The sequence below is a fragment of the Pseudomonas sp. BIGb0558 genome (genome assembly GCF_024807515.1).
Taxonomy (GTDB): Bacteria; Pseudomonadota; Gammaproteobacteria; order Pseudomonadales; family Pseudomonadaceae; genus Aquipseudomonas; species Aquipseudomonas yamanorum_A.
This window is the reverse complement of sequence record NZ_JANUEW010000005.1, coordinates 268,528-284,654: the sequence shown is the minus strand read 5'-3', so window position 1 is coordinate 284,654 and position 16,127 is coordinate 268,528. Positions and strand designations below refer to the sequence as shown.

15 protein-coding genes are annotated in these 16,127 nt (G+C 59.9%); 10 read left to right on the top strand and 5 right to left on the bottom strand.

What is annotated here, in order from left to right:
* Nucleotides 1-418 precede the first annotated feature (418 nt).
* Genes M2400_RS10420 through M2400_RS10410 form a run of 3 tightly spaced genes read left to right on the top strand, consistent with a single transcriptional unit; the run spans nt 419 to nt 3,049 of the window.
* Complete coding sequence (locus M2400_RS10420; RefSeq protein ID WP_177043356.1) at nt 419-1,858, top strand: cytochrome ubiquinol oxidase subunit I; 1,440 nt, start codon at nt 419-421, stop codon at nt 1,856-1,858.
* Nucleotides 1,859-1,861: 3 nt separating this feature from the next.
* Entirely contained in the window at nt 1,862-2,869 is a 1,008-nt protein-coding gene (gene cydB / locus M2400_RS10415; protein WP_008432810.1) for a cytochrome d ubiquinol oxidase subunit II, read from the top strand.
* 12 nt (nt 2,870-2,881) lie between these two features.
* On the top strand, nt 2,882-3,049 hold the full coding sequence (locus tag M2400_RS10410; RefSeq protein ID WP_003215809.1) for a DUF2474 domain-containing protein: 168 nt from the start codon (nt 2,882-2,884) through the stop codon (nt 3,047-3,049).
* A gap of 40 nt (nt 3,050-3,089) precedes the next feature.
* On the opposite strand, the gene M2400_RS10405 is transcribed toward M2400_RS10410, so the two are convergent.
* Both M2400_RS10405 and M2400_RS10400 read right to left on the bottom strand, forming a co-directional pair.
* A complete protein-coding gene (locus M2400_RS10405; RefSeq protein WP_259195914.1) occupies nt 3,090-4,214 on the bottom strand; it encodes a methyltransferase in 1,125 nt (374 codons plus the stop codon).
* A gap of 127 nt (nt 4,215-4,341) precedes the next feature.
* Nucleotides 4,342-5,052 carry an autoinducer binding domain-containing protein gene (locus M2400_RS10400; protein ID WP_259195912.1) on the bottom strand — a complete coding sequence of 237 codons (711 nt, stop codon included), beginning with the start codon at nt 5,050-5,052 and terminating at the stop codon, nt 4,342-4,344.
* 434 nt (nt 5,053-5,486) lie between these two features.
* Here M2400_RS10400 and M2400_RS10395 point away from each other — a divergent pair, with 434 nt between their 5' ends.
* Nucleotides 5,487-6,263 carry a ferredoxin--NADP reductase gene (locus M2400_RS10395; protein ID WP_259195911.1) on the top strand — a complete coding sequence of 259 codons (777 nt, stop codon included), beginning with the start codon at nt 5,487-5,489 and terminating at the stop codon, nt 6,261-6,263.
* A 42-nt stretch (nt 6,264-6,305) separates the two neighbouring features.
* Here the strand turns inward: M2400_RS10395 and mscL are convergent, their stop codons facing one another.
* The gene (gene mscL, locus M2400_RS10390) at nt 6,306-6,722 is read right to left on the bottom strand and encodes a large-conductance mechanosensitive channel protein MscL (RefSeq protein ID WP_177043360.1); all 417 of its coding nucleotides are present in this window, start codon (nt 6,720-6,722) and stop codon (nt 6,306-6,308) included.
* Between the two features lie 287 nt (nt 6,723-7,009).
* On the opposite strand from mscL, the gene katB reads away from it, so the two are divergent.
* The 3 genes from katB to radA all read left to right on the top strand — a co-directional run bounded on the left by katB (nt 7,010) and on the right by radA (nt 10,598).
* On the top strand, nt 7,010-8,551 hold the full coding sequence (katB, locus tag M2400_RS10385) for a catalase KatB (protein ID WP_177113495.1): 1,542 nt from the start codon (nt 7,010-7,012) through the stop codon (nt 8,549-8,551).
* A 104-nt stretch (nt 8,552-8,655) separates the two neighbouring features.
* Complete coding sequence (locus M2400_RS10380; RefSeq protein WP_177043362.1) at nt 8,656-9,195, top strand: ankyrin repeat domain-containing protein; 540 nt, start codon at nt 8,656-8,658, stop codon at nt 9,193-9,195.
* Nucleotides 9,196-9,230: 35 nt separating this feature from the next.
* Nucleotides 9,231-10,598 (top strand): DNA repair protein RadA, encoded by a 1,368-nt coding sequence (gene radA / locus M2400_RS10375; RefSeq protein ID WP_003215821.1) that lies wholly within the window; start codon nt 9,231-9,233, stop codon nt 10,596-10,598.
* Between the two features lie 127 nt (nt 10,599-10,725).
* On the opposite strand, the gene M2400_RS10370 is transcribed toward radA, so the two are convergent.
* Complete coding sequence (locus M2400_RS10370) at nt 10,726-11,094, bottom strand: PilZ domain-containing protein (protein ID WP_177043363.1); 369 nt, start codon at nt 11,092-11,094, stop codon at nt 10,726-10,728.
* 173 nt (nt 11,095-11,267) lie between these two features.
* Here M2400_RS10370 and M2400_RS10365 point away from each other — a divergent pair, with 173 nt between their 5' ends.
* The 3 genes from M2400_RS10365 to yjiA all read left to right on the top strand — a co-directional run bounded on the left by M2400_RS10365 (nt 11,268) and on the right by yjiA (nt 14,633).
* The gene (locus M2400_RS10365; RefSeq protein WP_259195910.1) at nt 11,268-13,334 is read left to right on the top strand and encodes a carbon starvation CstA family protein; all 2,067 of its coding nucleotides are present in this window, start codon (nt 11,268-11,270) and stop codon (nt 13,332-13,334) included.
* 15 nt (nt 13,335-13,349) lie between these two features.
* Nucleotides 13,350-13,547: a YbdD/YjiX family protein gene (locus tag M2400_RS10360; RefSeq protein WP_003176208.1), complete on the top strand. Its 198-nt coding sequence runs from the start codon at nt 13,350-13,352 to the stop codon at nt 13,545-13,547.
* A gap of 126 nt (nt 13,548-13,673) precedes the next feature.
* Nucleotides 13,674-14,633, top strand: coding sequence for a GTPase (gene yjiA / locus M2400_RS10355; RefSeq protein ID WP_259195909.1), 960 nt, complete (start codon nt 13,674-13,676; stop codon nt 14,631-14,633).
* A gap of 183 nt (nt 14,634-14,816) precedes the next feature.
* Here yjiA and glyA read toward each other — a convergent pair whose 3' ends face one another.
* On the bottom strand, nt 14,817-16,070 hold the full coding sequence (gene glyA / locus M2400_RS10350) for a serine hydroxymethyltransferase (RefSeq protein WP_177043366.1): 1,254 nt from the start codon (nt 16,068-16,070) through the stop codon (nt 14,817-14,819).
* Between the last annotated feature and the right edge of the window lie 57 nt (nt 16,071-16,127).

Sequence of the window (16,127 nt, the reverse complement as noted above, 5' to 3'; positions counted from 1 at the left end):
GCACACCGAGCCTAGGCGAGGTGCCGAGTGGTGGGGCAAGAGCGTTTTGCTTACTTTTGCGCTTTTCAAAAGTGAGCCGCTGTAAGAGCGGAACCATAGGCGGCCGTTACCCAAATAACGGATATACACCCAGGGGCCCGCCCACCCCCACCACAGACAATCCCACTCACCACTGAGGCAACCTGTCACGCGGCAAAAGACCACGCCTTGCTCACGCGAAAATGGGACTACTCTTTCAGCAATGCTTGATCCAGATCAAAACCCTCCCCCGGGATTGCTCTGGCGGCCGCAAGGCCAGAATCCCTGCGTGGCTGGTTAAAAAAAGAAACGAATTTAAATTCGCCACACTCCATATCCGTGGGGGCAGTGGGTGCAGGCCTCCAGCCAGCATTCGGTATTACCTGACAGAGGAAGACTTATGTTCGGTTTGGAGGCGCTAGATCTCGCCCGAATTCAATTCGCGTTCACCATTTCATTCCATATCCTGTTCCCGGCCATCACCATCGGCCTGGCCAGTTACCTCGCGGTACTGGAAGGCCTGTGGCTCAAGACCCACAACGACACCTACCGTGACCTCTACCATTTCTGGTCGAAGATCTTTGCCGTCAACTTCGGCATGGGCGTGGTCTCCGGTCTGGTCATGGCCTATCAGTTCGGCACCAACTGGAGCCGCTTCTCGGACTTCGCCGGCGCCGTCACCGGGCCGCTGCTGACGTACGAGGTGCTCACAGCCTTCTTCCTCGAGGCCGGTTTCCTGGGGGTCATGCTGTTCGGCTGGAACAAGGTCGGGCGCAAATTGCACTTCTTTGCCACGGTGATGGTGGCCGTCGGGACGCTGATCTCGACCTTCTGGATTCTCGCCTCCAACAGCTGGATGCAGACGCCACAGGGCTTTGAAATCATTGATGGCCGGGTGATTCCTACCGACTGGCTGGCCGTGATCTTCAACCCGTCGTTCCCCTACCGCCTGATGCACATGGCCACGGCAGCATTTGTCGCGACCGCGTTCTTCGTCGGCTCATCGGCAGCCTGGCACTTGCTGCGCGGCAAGGACAACCCGGCGATCCGCACCATGCTCTCGATGGCGATGTGGATGGCGCTGATTGTCGCGCCGATCCAGGCCGTTATCGGCGACTTCCACGGCCTCAATACCCTGAAGCATCAGCCGGCGAAGATCGCCGCGATTGAAGGCCACTGGGAAAATATCGGCAACGAACCCACGCCGCTGATCCTGTTCGGCTGGCCGGACATGAAGGCCGAGAAAACCCGATTTGCCGTGGAAATCCCGTACCTGGGCAGCCTGATCCTGACCCACTCCCTGGACAAACAGGTGCCGGCCCTCAAGGAGTTTCCGCCTGAGGACCGTCCCAACTCGACCATCGTGTTCTGGTCGTTCCGGGTCATGGTGGGCCTGGGCTTCCTGATGATCTTCACCGGCCTGTTCAGCCTCTGGCTGCGCAAGGGCGACAAGATGTACACGTCCAAGCCGTTCCTGTACCTGGCGTTGTGGATGGGCCCTTCCGGCCTGATCGCGATTCTCGCCGGTTGGTTCACCACCGAAATCGGTCGTCAGCCGTGGGTGGTCTACGGGCTGATGCGCACGGCGGACGCCTCGTCCAACCACAGCTTTGCGCAGATGAGCATTACGTTGGTGTTGTTTGTGGTGGTGTATTTCGCGCTGTTCGGTGCGGGCCTGGGCTACATGATGCGCCTGGTGCGCAAAGGGCCTGTGACCCACGAAAGCACCGAGCCCACCCACGGTGGCCCCGGGCAGAAACGCACACCGGCCCGTCCGTTGTCGGCGGCCGATGACAGCGGCGACGCCGATCACGGCGACACCTTGAACAAGGGGAACTGAGCCATGGGTATTGATCTTCCGCTGATCTGGGCCGTGATCATCATCTTCGGCATCATGATGTACGTGGTCATGGACGGCTTTGACCTGGGGATCGGCATTCTCTTCCCGTTCATCCCGGGCAAGACCGACCGTGACGTGATGATGAACACCGTCGCCCCCGTGTGGGACGGCAACGAAACCTGGCTGGTACTGGGGGGCGCGGCGCTGTTTGGCGCGTTCCCGCTGGCTTACTCGGTGGTGCTTTCGGCGCTGTACCTGCCGCTGATGCTGATGCTGATCGGGCTGATCTTTCGCGGTGTGGCCTTTGAGTTCCGCTTCAAGGCCAAGGACGACAAGCGTCACCTGTGGGACAAGGCCTTCATCGGTGGTTCGCTGGCTGCGACGTTCTTCCAGGGCGTGGCGCTGGGGGCGTTCATTGATGGCATCCCGGTGGTCGACCGCCAGTTTGCCGGCGGCTCACTGGACTGGCTGACGCCGTTCACCATGTTCTGCGGCGTGGCCCTGATCGTGGCGTATGCGCTGCTGGGTTGCACCTGGCTGATCATGAAGACCGAAGGCAGTTTGCAGGAGAAGATGCACAACCTGGCACGGCCCCTGGCATTCGTGGTGCTGGCGGTGATCGGTATCGTCAGCCTCTGGACGCCGCTGGCCCACCCGGAAATCGCTTCGCGCTGGTTCACCCTGCCGAATCTGTTCTGGTTCCTGCCGGTGCCGATCCTGGTGCTGGTGACCATGTACGGACTGATTCGCGCCGTGGCCCGCAACGCGCACTACACGCCGTTCCTGCTGACCCTGGTGCTTATCTTCCTCGGCTACAGCGGCCTGGGGATCAGCCTGTGGCCGAACATCATCCCGCCGTCGGTATCGATCTGGGACGCCGCCGCGCCGCCGCAAAGCCAGGGCTTCATGCTGGTGGGCACGCTGTTCATCATCCCGTTCATCCTGGGCTACACCTTCTGGAGCTACTACGTGTTCCGCGGCAAGGTCACCCACGAAGACGGTTATCACTAGGAGGATTGACTCATGTCCGGCAAACCTTCGTTGCACGACATCGAACAGGCCGAGAAAAAGCCGCTCTGGCAGCGCCTGGGCTGGCTGGCGATGATCTGGACCGGGAGCGTCCTGGCCCTGTTCGTGGTGGCCAGCCTGATGCGCATGTTCATGAATGCCGCAGGCCTGACCACCCACTGACATCCCGTAGTACCTATTGCCCTCCTTATGGAGGGCTTTTTTATTTGCGCGCCTTGAGAATCACGAACTTGGGCGTGGTCGCCACTTGCTCGACGCCGCGGAACAGGCGCGCCAGCTTGGTGTGATAACCCAGGTGACGGTTGCCGACTATATAGAGCGCGCCGCCCACCACCAGGGCTTCCCGCGCCTGCTGGAACATGCGCCAGGCGAGGAAGTCGCCCACCACTTGTTGCTGGTGGAAGGGCGGGTTGCACAGCACCACATCCAGGGATTGCGGCGCTTGATCGGCAAGGCCGTCGCCGGCGTGAATCAGCACCTCGCGCTCGCCCAGCGCCGCGCGCCAGTTCTCGGTAGCCGATTGCACGGCCATGTAGGACTCATCCACCAGCGTGTAGTGCGCCTCGGGGTTCTGCAGCGCGCTGGCAATCGCCAATACACCGTTGCCACAGCCCAGGTCCGCCACGCGGGCGCCGCCCAGGTTCTGTGGCAAGTGCGGCAGGAACGCACGGGTACCGATGTCCAGCCCTTCGCGGCAGAACACGTTGGCGTGGTTGAGCAGTTCGATGGCTGGGGTTTCCAGGCTGTAGCGCGTAGGGTAGGGCGACACGGCGTGTGGCCGTTCGGCCAGGGTGGCGATCAGCAGACGGGCTTTTTTGACCGCCAGCGAAGCGTGCATCGGCCCGATATAGCGCTCCAGCAATTCACCGGCGGCGCGCGGCAGGTGCTTGACCATCGCCCCGGCGATCACCTCGGCACCAGGGGCCAGTTGGCCTTGCAGGCGAATCAGTTGTTCTTCGAGCAGGGCCAGGGTCTTGGGCACGCGGATCAGCACGCGGTCGAACGGCCCGGTCGGCGTCTGGCTGGCGGGCAGGAAGGTTACCGCGTCGAAGGCCTTGCCGTTGCGCGCCAGGTTTTTTTCAAGGCCCAGGGCCCCCAGGAACGAGTCGCCGCTGGAGGTGACCTGCACATGCCCTTCGAGGCTGGCCGCCAGGGCGCCGAAACTGTCGTTGAGCACCAGCACGCGGGTCGCAGGCGCCGGTTGTTGTTCCGCCAGGTAGCTGAGCAAGTACTCATCGGCCGCATCAAAGGCTTGCAGCGGGTCGTTGTGCTGTTCGGGCTGGCGGATCAGGTCGAGTTGGGCGAAGGGGCTGTCGAGCAGGGGCATGGCGCGGGAGACTCTGGGTAAGCGAACCATCTGGGTGAACGGCGACGCGGGGCCCATTGAGCTGGCGTCATCACCCGGAACTGGCTGCAAATGTTACGTTTTTTTCGAGGGGATTACATTCGGTGTTTCAAAACAGGCCGGCTTTCACGGCGGTGATCACGGCGGCAATCTTGTTGTTGACCCCAAGCTTCTTCATGGCGCTGCTGATGTGAAACCCCACGGTGCGTTCCGAAAGGCAAAGGATTGTGGCGATGTCCGAGGCGGTTTTGCCCATGGCCGACCATTGCAGGATTTCGGTCTCGCGCGGGGTCAGCTTGCTGGGAGCTTGCAGGCTGGGCTTGTCGGCATACTTCTGCGCCACCACCGCGTGCAGGGCGTGACACAGCCAAAACGCCTGCCCGGCTTTCTCATACAGCTCTTCAGGGCTTACGGGGCGGGTGTCACGTCCCAGGCTCAGCATGCTGAACACACCTTGAAAGTCATGCACCGATTGGGTCCATCCGAACTTCAAGCCATAAGACTGGGAATGAACCCATAGGTCCGGCACGGTGGAAAAGGTCTTCTCGTCCCATACGATCGGCAGCACTGAGCGCTTGCAATGGGCCACGATGGGGTCCAGGTCAAAGTAGTTTTCTTGTTTGTAGAGGGTGTTCCACTCATTTGAGTAGTTGTTTATTCGAACTGTCTTCGTCTGATTGGTTGGAAGATGAGCACTAAGTGTGAATGCGCAGTATTGAAAGTCGAGCTCGTAGGTAAGGTTCAGGGCTGCTTCATACATGCTGGTGATTTCGCTCTCGCCTTCCAGTTTGGGTAGCCGAGTATTGCGCCAGTTGACCATTGGTAACTCTCCATGGGTTTACACCTTTACCGTTGAATGGGTACTGCTCGGTCCCTAAGTTCGGCAGGAAACCAATTGTAGGACATGGACCACAGCTCAAAATGAAAATTTGGACAGGCGTTCAGTAGGGGGGCAATTCTACAAACCTGACTGCTTGTACAAGTTGTGTTTATTCAGCGAGTTTTTTCTAATATTTTTAACAGCTTAGTGATAGTGTTATTTTGATGTTGTTTATATGCGCCCCCTCATCTGATAGCTGATGTGAAACGTTCTAATAGCTAAATGATTAGTCAGAATTATAAGCTTGCTATTTATGTGTTTTCAGACACAACTGCGGCCCAAGGTCTTCGCAGAAGCAATGCCAGTACAAACCGGCGGTGTTTCCCGGCGCCGCTTTGAGGGACACTAGGGGCCTGTGCAAAACGGAGTTCCCCATGACGGCCAGCGCTGAAAAATTCACCCGCCAGACGTTGCTTGACGTGCAATCCCTGACCCCCAGCCTGTTTACCCTGCGTACGTCCCGGGACCCGGGCTTTCGTTTTCGCGCCGGGCAATTCGTGCGCCTGGGCGTCACCAAGGCCGACGGCAGTATTGTGTGGCGTGCCTATTCGGTGGTCTCCTCGCCTTTTGATGAGTACCTGGACTTCTTCTCCATCGTGGTGCCAGGCGGCGAGTTCACCAGTGAACTGAGCCGCCTGCGCGAAGGCGATACCTTGCTGGTGGAGCGCCAGGCCACAGGCTTCCTGACCCTTGACCGGTTTGTGGACGGTCGCGATCTCTGGCTGTTGGGCACCGGGACCGGCATTGCGCCGTTCCTGTCGATCCTGCAGGACTTCGAGGTGTGGGAAAAATTCGAGCGGATCATACTGGTCTACAGCGCGCGGGAGGCCAGGGAATTGGCGTACCAGTCACTGATTCACGAGTTGGGTGAGCGCGAGTACCTGGCGGAGTACGCCCACAAGCTCACCTACGTTCCCATCGTCACCCGTGAGCAACATCCGGGGGCATTGAATGGGCGGATCACCACGCTGATCGAGAATGGCGAGCTGGAGCGCGCTGCCGGCGTCGAGCTGACGCCCGAGCATTCCAGGGTGATGATTTGCGGCAACCCGCAGATGATCGATGACACACGCCAGTTGCTCAAACAGCGCGACATGCAACTGAGCCTGGCCCGCCGCCCCGGCCAGGTGGCGGTAGAAAACTACTGGTAAAACAAAGGCGCCCTGCAGGCGCCTTTGCTTTATTTGCCGAGCTTACTCGGGCTTGCTGTTCTGTGCCTTGAGCAGATCGCGGATCTCTCCCAGCAGCTCTTCTTCCTTGGTCGGGACCGGCGGCAGGCTAGGCGCTACGGCCTCTTCACGCTTGAGGCGGTTGATGGCCTTCACGCCCATGAAGATCGCAAACGCGACGATCACAAAGTCGATCACGCTCTGGATGAACTTGCCGTACGCCAGCACCACCGCTGGCGCATCGCCCTGAGCGGCCTTGAGTGTTACAGCCAGGTCTCCAAAGTCCACGCCACCGATCAACAGGCCGATAGGGGGCATCACCACGTCGCCTACAAACGAGGAAACAATCTTTCCGAAGGCGGCGCCGATGATAATACCGACGGCCATGTCGACCACATTACCTTTGACCGCGAAGGCCTTGAACTCACTTAACACGCCCATAGGTTATTCCTTGTTACAGATGAGGAGGGTAGAAGCCAGTGTAAGACAGTGTGGCGAGGCCTGCTCGACACAACTGCTAACAGTGTCAGTTTTTATCGACACACTAAATTGCAAATAGTTTGCAAAGTGCCACCAATCGCGCGCGGAATACCCGCTATTTCAGGGGGTTACCACACTATTTTCTTTATCGGGGTGGTACGGCTTTTCTATTTATCTTCTGACTCGCGGGTCACTAGCCTCTGGCAAGCACAACTCAATGTGCACTAAAAAAACCAGAGGATACCTCGATGAAAAACCCTATTAGCCGCGGGCCTATTTCTGCGCGACAGGTGCTGTTCGTAATGGGCGCCAGTCTTCTTTCGCTGTCCGTACACGCCGCCAACCTCACCCGCGATAATGGCGCGGCGGTGGGTGACAATCAGAACTCGCAAACCGCTGGTGCCAATGGCCCGGTGCTGTTGCAGGATGTGCAACTGATCCAGAAGTTGCAGCGCTTTGACCGCGAGCGTATTCCGGAGCGCGTGGTGCATGCCCGTGGCACCGGTGCCCACGGTACGTTTACCGTCACCGACAACCTCAGCGACCTGACCAAGGCCAAGGTGTTTGCCGCCGGCGAAGCCACGCCGGTATTTGTGCGCTTCTCTGCGGTCGTTCACGGCAACCATTCCCCGGAAACCCTGCGCGACCCGCGCGGCTTCGCCACCAAGTTCTACACCGCCGAAGGCAACTGGGACCTGGTTGGCAATAACTTTCCGACGTTCTTTATTCGCGACGCCATCAAGTTCCCGGACATGGTTCACGCCTTTAAACCGGACCCGCGCACTAACCTGGATGACGACTCCCGTCGTTTTGACTTCTTCTCCCATGTTCCGGAGTCCACCCGCACGCTGACGGAGCTATATTCCGACTCCGGCACTCCCGCCAGTTATCGCGAGATGGACGGCAACGGCGTACATGCCTATAAGTTGATTAACGCCAAAGGCGAAGTGCACTACGTCAAGTTTCACTGGAAAAGTTTGCAAGGCATCAAGAATCTCGATCCCAAACAAGTGGTTGAAGTTCAGGGGCGTGATTACAGCCACATGACTAATGATTTGGTCACGCACATTAACAAGGGCGACTTCCCGAAGTGGGACTTGTATGTGCAAGTGTTGAAACCTGAGGACTTGGTCAAGTTTGATTTCGACCCGCTGGACGCCACCAAGATCTGGCCAAATGTGCCGGAACGCAAAGTTGGGCAAATGGTGCTGAACCGCAACCCGGCCAACGTCTTCCAGGAAACCGAACAAGTGGCCATGGCCCCGGCCAACCTGGTGCCGGGCATCGAGCCGTCGGAAGACCGCCTGCTGCAAGGCCGGGTGTTCTCCTACGCCGATACGCAAATGTACCGCCTGGGGCCAAATGCCCTGCAACTGCCGATCAACGCCCCACGGGTGACCGTCAACAACGGTAACCAGGACGGCGCGATGAACTTCGGTAAAACCACCACCGGCGTGAACTACCAGCCAAGCCGCCTGATGCCACGGGAAGAGCCGCAAACTGCCCGTTACAGCCAGTCGGTGCTGTCGGGCAGCACCCAGCAGGCGAAGATCCAGCGTGAACAGAACTTCAAGCAGGCCGGTGATTTGTATCGCTCGTTCAACAAGAAAGAGCGTGAGGACTTGATCGAGAACTTCGGCGGCTCATTGGCCACCACCGATGACGAGAGCAAGCACATCATCCTGTCGTTCCTTTATAAGGCTGATCCGGAGTACGGCACCGGCGTGACCAAAGTGGCCAAGGGCGACCTGGCCCGCGTTAAAGCACTGGCCGAAAAGCTGACCGACTAACCGCCCACGCTCCCTGCAGGAGCCGGCTTGCCGGCGATAGCGCCCACAAGTACGCCATCGCCGGCAAGCCGGCTCCTACAGGGGCACATCACTGAGAATTTGCCATGCGAATCTTTATAGGCGCTGTCCTTGCGTGTTTGTCGTTCAGCGTATTGGCCGAACAAGCTGATCCGGCCGCGCTTAAGGCACAACTGCAGGATTACTACTTCGACGCCGCCCGCCGTGGCGACGTGGACATGCTCAACACCTTTATCGAATCCGGTTATTCGCTGAACACCCAGGACGAAAAAGGCTACACCGCGCTGATTCTCGCCGCCTACCACGGCGAAGGTGCCTACGTGGACCGATTGCTCGCCGCCGGCGCCGACGCCTGCGTGCAAGACAAGCGCGGCAACACCGCGTTGATGGGCGCGATCTTCAAGGGAGAGCTGAAAATCGCCCAACGCCTGCTCGCCACCGACTGCAACCCTGACCAGCGCAACGGCGCCGGACAAACGGCAGCCATGTACGCCGGGCTGTTCAAACGCGTGGAACTGCTGGATGAGCTGAAAGCCAAGGGCGCCGATCTGAATGCCGAAGACCCGATCGGTAACAGTGCTTCACGTTTGGCCAGTGGTGAAATCCGTACCCCGGCGCCGCGCTGAGCTATCATCGCGGTTTTTCGGTTGGAGGTTCTCAAATGGCAAAGGCCAAGCGCATGTATGGCTGCACGGAGTGCGGCGCGACCTTTCCCAAGTGGGCCGGCCAGTGCACTGAATGCGGTGCGTGGAACACCCTGACCGAAACCATGATTGAAAGTGGCGGCGCCGTGGCCCCCAGCGGGCGCTCCGGCTGGACCGGGCAACAAACCCAGATCAAGACCCTGGCCGAAGTCAGCGTCGAAGAAATTCCGCGTTTCTCCACGGCCTCCGGTGAGCTCGACCGAGTGCTGGGCGGCGGCCTGGTGGACGGCTCGGTGGTGCTGATCGGCGGTGACCCGGGCATCGGTAAATCCACGATCCTGCTGCAAACCCTGTGCAGCATCGCCAGCCGCATGCCGGCGCTGTACGTCACCGGTGAAGAGTCCCAGCAGCAGGTGGCCATGCGCGCCCGTCGCCTGGGCTTGCCCCAGGACCAGTTGCGGGTGATGACCGAAACCTGCATCGAAAGCATCATCGCCACCGCGCGCCTGGAAAAGCCCAAGGTGATGGTGATCGACTCGATCCAGACGATTTTCACCGAACAATTGCAATCGGCGCCGGGTGGCGTGTCCCAGGTGCGGGAAAGTGCCGCGTTACTGGTGCGTTATGCGAAACAGAGTGGTACGGCGATTTTCCTGGTGGGCCATGTGACTAAAGAAGGCGCGCTGGCCGGGCCACGGGTGTTGGAGCATATGGTCGACACCGTGCTGTATTTCGAAGGTGAGTCCGACGGCCGCTTGCGTTTGCTGCGGGCGGTGAAGAACCGTTTTGGCGCGGTCAATGAACTGGGCGTGTTCGCCATGACCGACCGGGGTTTGAAAGAAGTCTCCAACCCGTCAGCGATTTTTCTCACCCGCGCCCAGGAAGAAGTTCCGGGCAGTGTGGTGATGGCAACGTGGGAGGGTACCCGTCCGATGCTGGTGGAAGTCCAGGCGCTGGTGGATGACAGTCACCTGGCCAACCCGCGTCGTGTCACCTTGGGCCTGGATCAGAACCGCCTGGCGATGTTGCTGGCGGTACTGCACCGCCACGGCGGGATTCCCACCCACGATCAGGACGTGTTCCTCAACGTGGTGGGCGGGGTCAAGGTGCTGGAGACCGCGTCCGACCTGGCCTTGATGGCGGCGGTGATGTCCAGCCTGCGCAACCGGCCGTTGCCCCATGACCTGCTGGTGTTCGGTGAAGTGGGGCTGTCGGGTGAAGTGCGCCCGGTGCCCAGCGGCCAGGAGCGCCTGAAGGAAGCGGCCAAGCACGGCTTCAAGCGCGCCATCGTGCCCAAGGGCAATGCACCGAAGGAAATGCCGCCGGGCTTGCAGGTGATTGGGGTGACGCGCCTGGAGCAGGCGCTGGATGCCCTCTTCGAATAGTCGGCTACACCCCGGTCCCCTGTAGGAGCTGGCTTGCCTGCGATAGCGGTGGGTCAGGTTGCATATCCATTAGTTGATACACCGCTATCGCAGGCAAGCCAGCTCCCACACTGATTCAGGTTGAGGCTTATATCTCCAGCAAGGCGGCGAATTCCCGCTCAAGTTCTGCCTGATCGCCGAGGTTCAGCTCGATTATCCGCCGCAGGTGGCTGATCGAGTCGAGGTCGATGTGCTCGCACACAAAGCCCAGTTGCCCATGATCGTCATGGGTCAGCCGCACTTGCATCTTCACATCGGTCTCGGCGTCCAGGTGAATGTCCACGTCGAACGATTCGTAGCGATGGCCCTGCCAGCCTTCGGGCCGTTGCACCAGCAGTCCCTTGAGGGACAAATCCACCAGTTGCACCGGCCAGACATGGCCGTCTTGCGTAAGCTCGGTCTTGGCATCGAAGGCAATCCGTCGGAAACGGCGTCGGTCTGAAGGCTGTTCGCTCATGGTAAAACCCTCTGTGGATAAGAGAATTGTAGCCCTGCGCCATCATGGGGCGATTATTTCTGCTTTTTTCGCCCCCGCAAGGCTCTAGACCAACGTAGGGGGGTGGCCTTTAAGGCCAGTAGCGCTAAACTCGGGATGGCTGTCTTTCTGTCCACCCTGGCTGGAATATAAAAATGAAAAATAATAATAGCCTGCTACGCCATCTACCCTGGCTGCTGCTGGCAATCGTAGGAGCGTGCGCCCTGGGCGTAGTGGCCTTGCGCCGCGGCGAGGCGATCAACGCCTTGTGGATTGTGGTCGCAGCAGTGGCCATTTATCTGGTTGCTTACCGTTACTACAGTCTGTTCATCGCTAACCATGTGATGCAGCTCGATCCACTGCGGGCTACCCCCGCTGTGCTCAACAACGACGGTCTGGACTATGTGCCGACCAACAAACACATCCTTTTCGGCCACCACTTCGCGGCAATCGCCGGCGCAGGGCCGTTGGTCGGCCCGGTATTGGCGGCGCAGATGGGTTATCTGCCCGGCACCTTGTGGCTGATCGCCGGCGTGGTGCTGGCGGGCGCGGTGCAGGACTTCATGGTCCTGTTCCTGTCCACCCGTCGCAACGGCCGTTCCCTGGGGGACATGGTCCGCGAAGAAATGGGCCGCGTGCCCGGCACCATCGCGCTGTTTGGCTGCTTCCTGATCATGATCATCATCCTCGCGGTGCTGGCGCTGATCGTGGTCAAGGCCCTGGCCGAAAGCCCGTGGGGCATCTTCACGGTGATGGCGACCATCCCGATCGCGATGTTCATGGGCATCTACATGCGCTACATCCGCCCGGGCCGCATCGGCGAAATCTCGATTGCCGGCGTGCTGTTGCTGCTGGGCTCGATCTGGCTGGGCGGGCAGATTGCCGCTGACCCGGTGTGGGCCAAGGCCTTCAGCTTCACCGGGATCCAGATCACCTGGATGCTGGTGGGTTACGGCTTTGTGGCTGCGGTGCTGCCGGTGTGGCTGATCCTCGCGCCACGTGACTACCTGTCTACCTTCCTGAAAATCGGCACCATCATCGCCCTGGCGATTGGCATCCTGGTGACCATGCCCGACCTGAAAATGCCGGCGCTGACCCAGTTTATCGATGGCACCGGCCCGGTGTGGAAGGGCGGCCTGTTCCCGTTCCTGTTCATCACCATCGCCTGCGGCGCGGTCTCGGGTTTCCACGCACTGATCTCCTCGGGCACCACGCCCAAGTTGCTGGCCAGTGAAGGGCACGCCCGTTACATCGGCTACGGCGGCATGCTGATGGAGTCATTCGTGGCCATCATGGCAATGGTTGCCGCTTCGGTGATCGAGCCAGGCGTGTACTTCGCCATGAACAGCCCGGCCGCGATTGTCGGCGCTGATGTGGTTACCGTTGCGCAAACCGTCAGCAGCTGGGGTTTTGCGATTACCCCGGAAGCGTTGCAGGCAGTGGCCCATGACATTGGCGAGTCCACCATCCTGGCCCGTGCCGGCGGTGCGCCGACCCTGGCGGTCGGTATCGCGCAGATCCTGCACAGTGTGCTGCCGGGTGAAAACACCATGGCGTTCTGGTACCACTTTGCGATCCTGTTCGAAGCGCTGTTCATCCTGACCGCAGTCGACGCCGGTACCCGTGCCGGTCGCTTCATGCTCCAGGACCTGCTCGGCTCCTTCGTACCGGCGCTCAAGCGTACCGAGTCCTGGACGGCCAACCTGATTGCTACCGCAGGTTGCGTGGCGATGTGGGGTTACCTGCTGTACCAAGGCGTGATCGACCCACTGGGCGGCATCAACACCTTGTGGCCGCTGTTCGGTATCTCCAACCAGATGCTGGCCGGTATCGCGCTGATGCTCGCCACTGTTGTGCTGATCAAAATGAAACGCCAGCGCTACATCTGGGTGACCATGCTGCCGGCTGTCTGGCTGCTGATCTGCACCGTGACCGCAGGCTTCATCAAGCTGTTCGACGCCAACCCGGCGATCGGCTTCCTGTCGCTGGCCAAGAAATACAGCGATGCCCTGGCCGCCGGCCAGATCCTCGCACCGGCCAAGAGCATCGACCAGATGCAACACGTGATCTGGAACGCCTACACCAACGCAACGCTGACGGCGCTGTTCCTGTTCGTGGTCTTCAGCATCCTGTTCTATGCGCTCAAGGTCGGCATTGCCGCCTGGGGCAAAAAGGAACGTACGGATAAAGAAGCGCCATACCAGGCCATCCCGGACGCTTGATAGAGGATTGCAATCATGTTCAATGACATCAGTCGCCTCGGTAAATACCTCGGTCAGGCCGCGCGCCTGATGGTCGGCATGCCCGACTACGACACCTACGTCGAGCATATGCAAACCAAACACCCGGACAAGCCGATGATGGACTACAAGGCGTTCTTCAGGGAACGCCAGGAAGCCCGTTACGGCGGCAAGGGTGGGCCCAAGTGCTGTTGAAGCACCGCACTTGAACCCAACACCACTACTGTAGGAGCCCGGCTTGCCGGCGATAGCGATCTTCAGACCGCCATCGCCGGCAAGCCGGGCTCCTACATTTCTTTTAGCGAATGGGAGATCGTTGTTTTGTTAACCCCCATCCCCGTCACCGTCCTCAGCGGCTTTCTCGGCGCTGGCAAGACCACCTTGTTGCGCCACCTGCTCAAGGCCGAGCACGGCTTGAAAATCGCCGTGATCGAAAACGAATTCAGCGACGCCGGCATCGACACCCAACTGTTGGGCACCGAGCCGGTGCAAGTCATGACCCTGTCCAATGGCTGCGTCTGCTGCACCATCCACACCGACCTGACCAAGGCCCTGTACCTGCTGCTGGAGCGCCTGGACAGCGGCGAGATCGCCTTCGACCGCCTGGTGATCGAGTGCACCGGCCTGGCCGACCCAGCGCCAGTGGCGCAAACCTTTTTCATCGATGAAGAACTGCGCGAGCGCTACATCCTCGACGGCATCATTACCCTGGTGGACGCGGCCCATGCCGAGCACCACCTGACCCAGACCATCGCCCAGGCGCAGATCGGTTTCGCCGACCGCCTGCTGGTGAGCAAGCGCGACCTGGTGGACGACGCCACGTTCGACGCCCTCAGCGAGCGCCTGACCCGCATCAACCGCCGCGCACCGATTCGTGTGGTGGAACACGGCAAGATCGACCTCGGCGAACTGCTGGACGTGCGCGGCTTCAACCTGAATGCCGGCATGAGCCTGCGCCCGGTGAGCCAGGCGCCGTCCATCGACCGCATATCCAGCCTGGTGCTGCGCACTGACCAGCCGCTGGATATCGACAAACTCAGCGAGTTCATGAACGAATTGCTGGAAGACCACGGCAAGCAACTGCTGCGCTACAAAGGCGTGCTGAACATTGCCGGGGAAGACCGGCGCATGGTGTTCCAGGGCGTGCTGAAGCTCTACGGGTTCGATTGGGACACCGAATGGGCCGAAGGCGAGCTGCGGGAAAGTGTGATTGTGTTTATTGCCGATGAGTTGCCGGAAGAGAAGATTCGCGAAGGCTTTGCACGGGTCTATCAACCCTGACTTGAAATGCGGTCAATGTGGGAGCTGGCTTGCCTGCGATAGCAGTGTGTCAGTCACCGGTGTATTAACTGGCACACCGCTATCGCAGGCAAGCCAGCTCCCACACTTAACCGTATTTCAATTTGAAAACCGTCATAAAAAAGCCCGGCTCTTGAGCCGGGCTTTTTATTCAAGCTACTGCAATCAAGCGCCGTATACCGGCAGCTTCTTGCAGATGGCCTTGACCTTCTCACGAACAGCATCAATCACTGCGTCGTTGTTCAGGTCCGCCAGGATGTCGCAGATCCAGCCAGCCAGTTCCTTGCACTCTGCTTCCTTGAAGCCACGAGTGGTCACAGCCGGAGTGCCGAAGCGCAGGCCGGAGGTGACGAACGGCGAACGTGGGTCGTTCGGTACGGAGTTCTTGTTCACGGTGATGAAGGCTTTGCCCAGAGCGGCGTCAGCGTCTTTACCGGAGATGTCCTGCTTGATCAGGGACAACAGGAACAGGTGGTTCTCGGTACCGCCGGACACCACGTCAAAACCGCGCTCGATGAACACACCGGCCATGGCCTTGGCGTTTTTCACCACTTGCTGCTGGTAGGTCTTGAACTCTGGCTGCAGCGCTTCCTTGAAGCAGATCGCCTTGGCAGCGATCACGTGCTCCAGCGGGCCACCCTGGCCACCTGGGAACACAGCGGAGTTCAGCTTCTTCTCGATCTCGGCGTTGGCACGCGCCAGGATCAGGCCGCCACGTGGACCGCGCAGGGTCTTGTGGGTCGTGGTGGTCACTACGTCAGCGAATGGAACCGGGTTCGGGTAGACGCCAGCGGCGACCAGACCGGCCACGTGAGCCATGTCGACGAACAGGTAGGCGCCCACCTTGTCAGCGATTTCGCGGAAGCGTGGGAAATCCAGGATCTGCGAGTAGGCAGAGAAACCGGCCACGATCATTTTTGGCTTGTGCTCAACCGCCAGGCGCTCGACTTCGTCGTAGTCGATCAGGCCGTTGCCGTCGATGCCGTACTGAACGGCGTTGTACAGCTTGCCGGAGGAGGAAACGCTGGCGCCGTGGGTCAGGTGACCGCCGTGGGCCAGGCTCATGCCCAGGATGGTGTCGCCCGCTTGCAGCAGGGCCAGGTAAACGGCGCTGTTGGCCTGGGAGCCGGCGTGTGGCTGGACGTTGGCGTAATCGGCGCCGAACAGTTCCTTGGCGCGGTCGATGGCCAGTTGCTCAACGATGTCGACGTACTCGCAACCACCGTAGTAACGCTTGCCCGGGTAGCCTTCGGCGTACTTGTTGGTCAGAACCGAACCTTGAGCCTCCATAACCGCAGGGCTGGTGTAGTTTTCCGAAGCGATCAGCTCAATGTGCTCTTCCTGGCGCACGGCTTCTTGCTCCATGGCGGCAAAGAGATCGGCGTCGTACTTGGCAATAGTCAAATCACGGCTGAACATGGCGGTCCTCAAGGATCGGGGGCAGAAAAGAAGCGCATTCTAACCCAATGGGTTTTA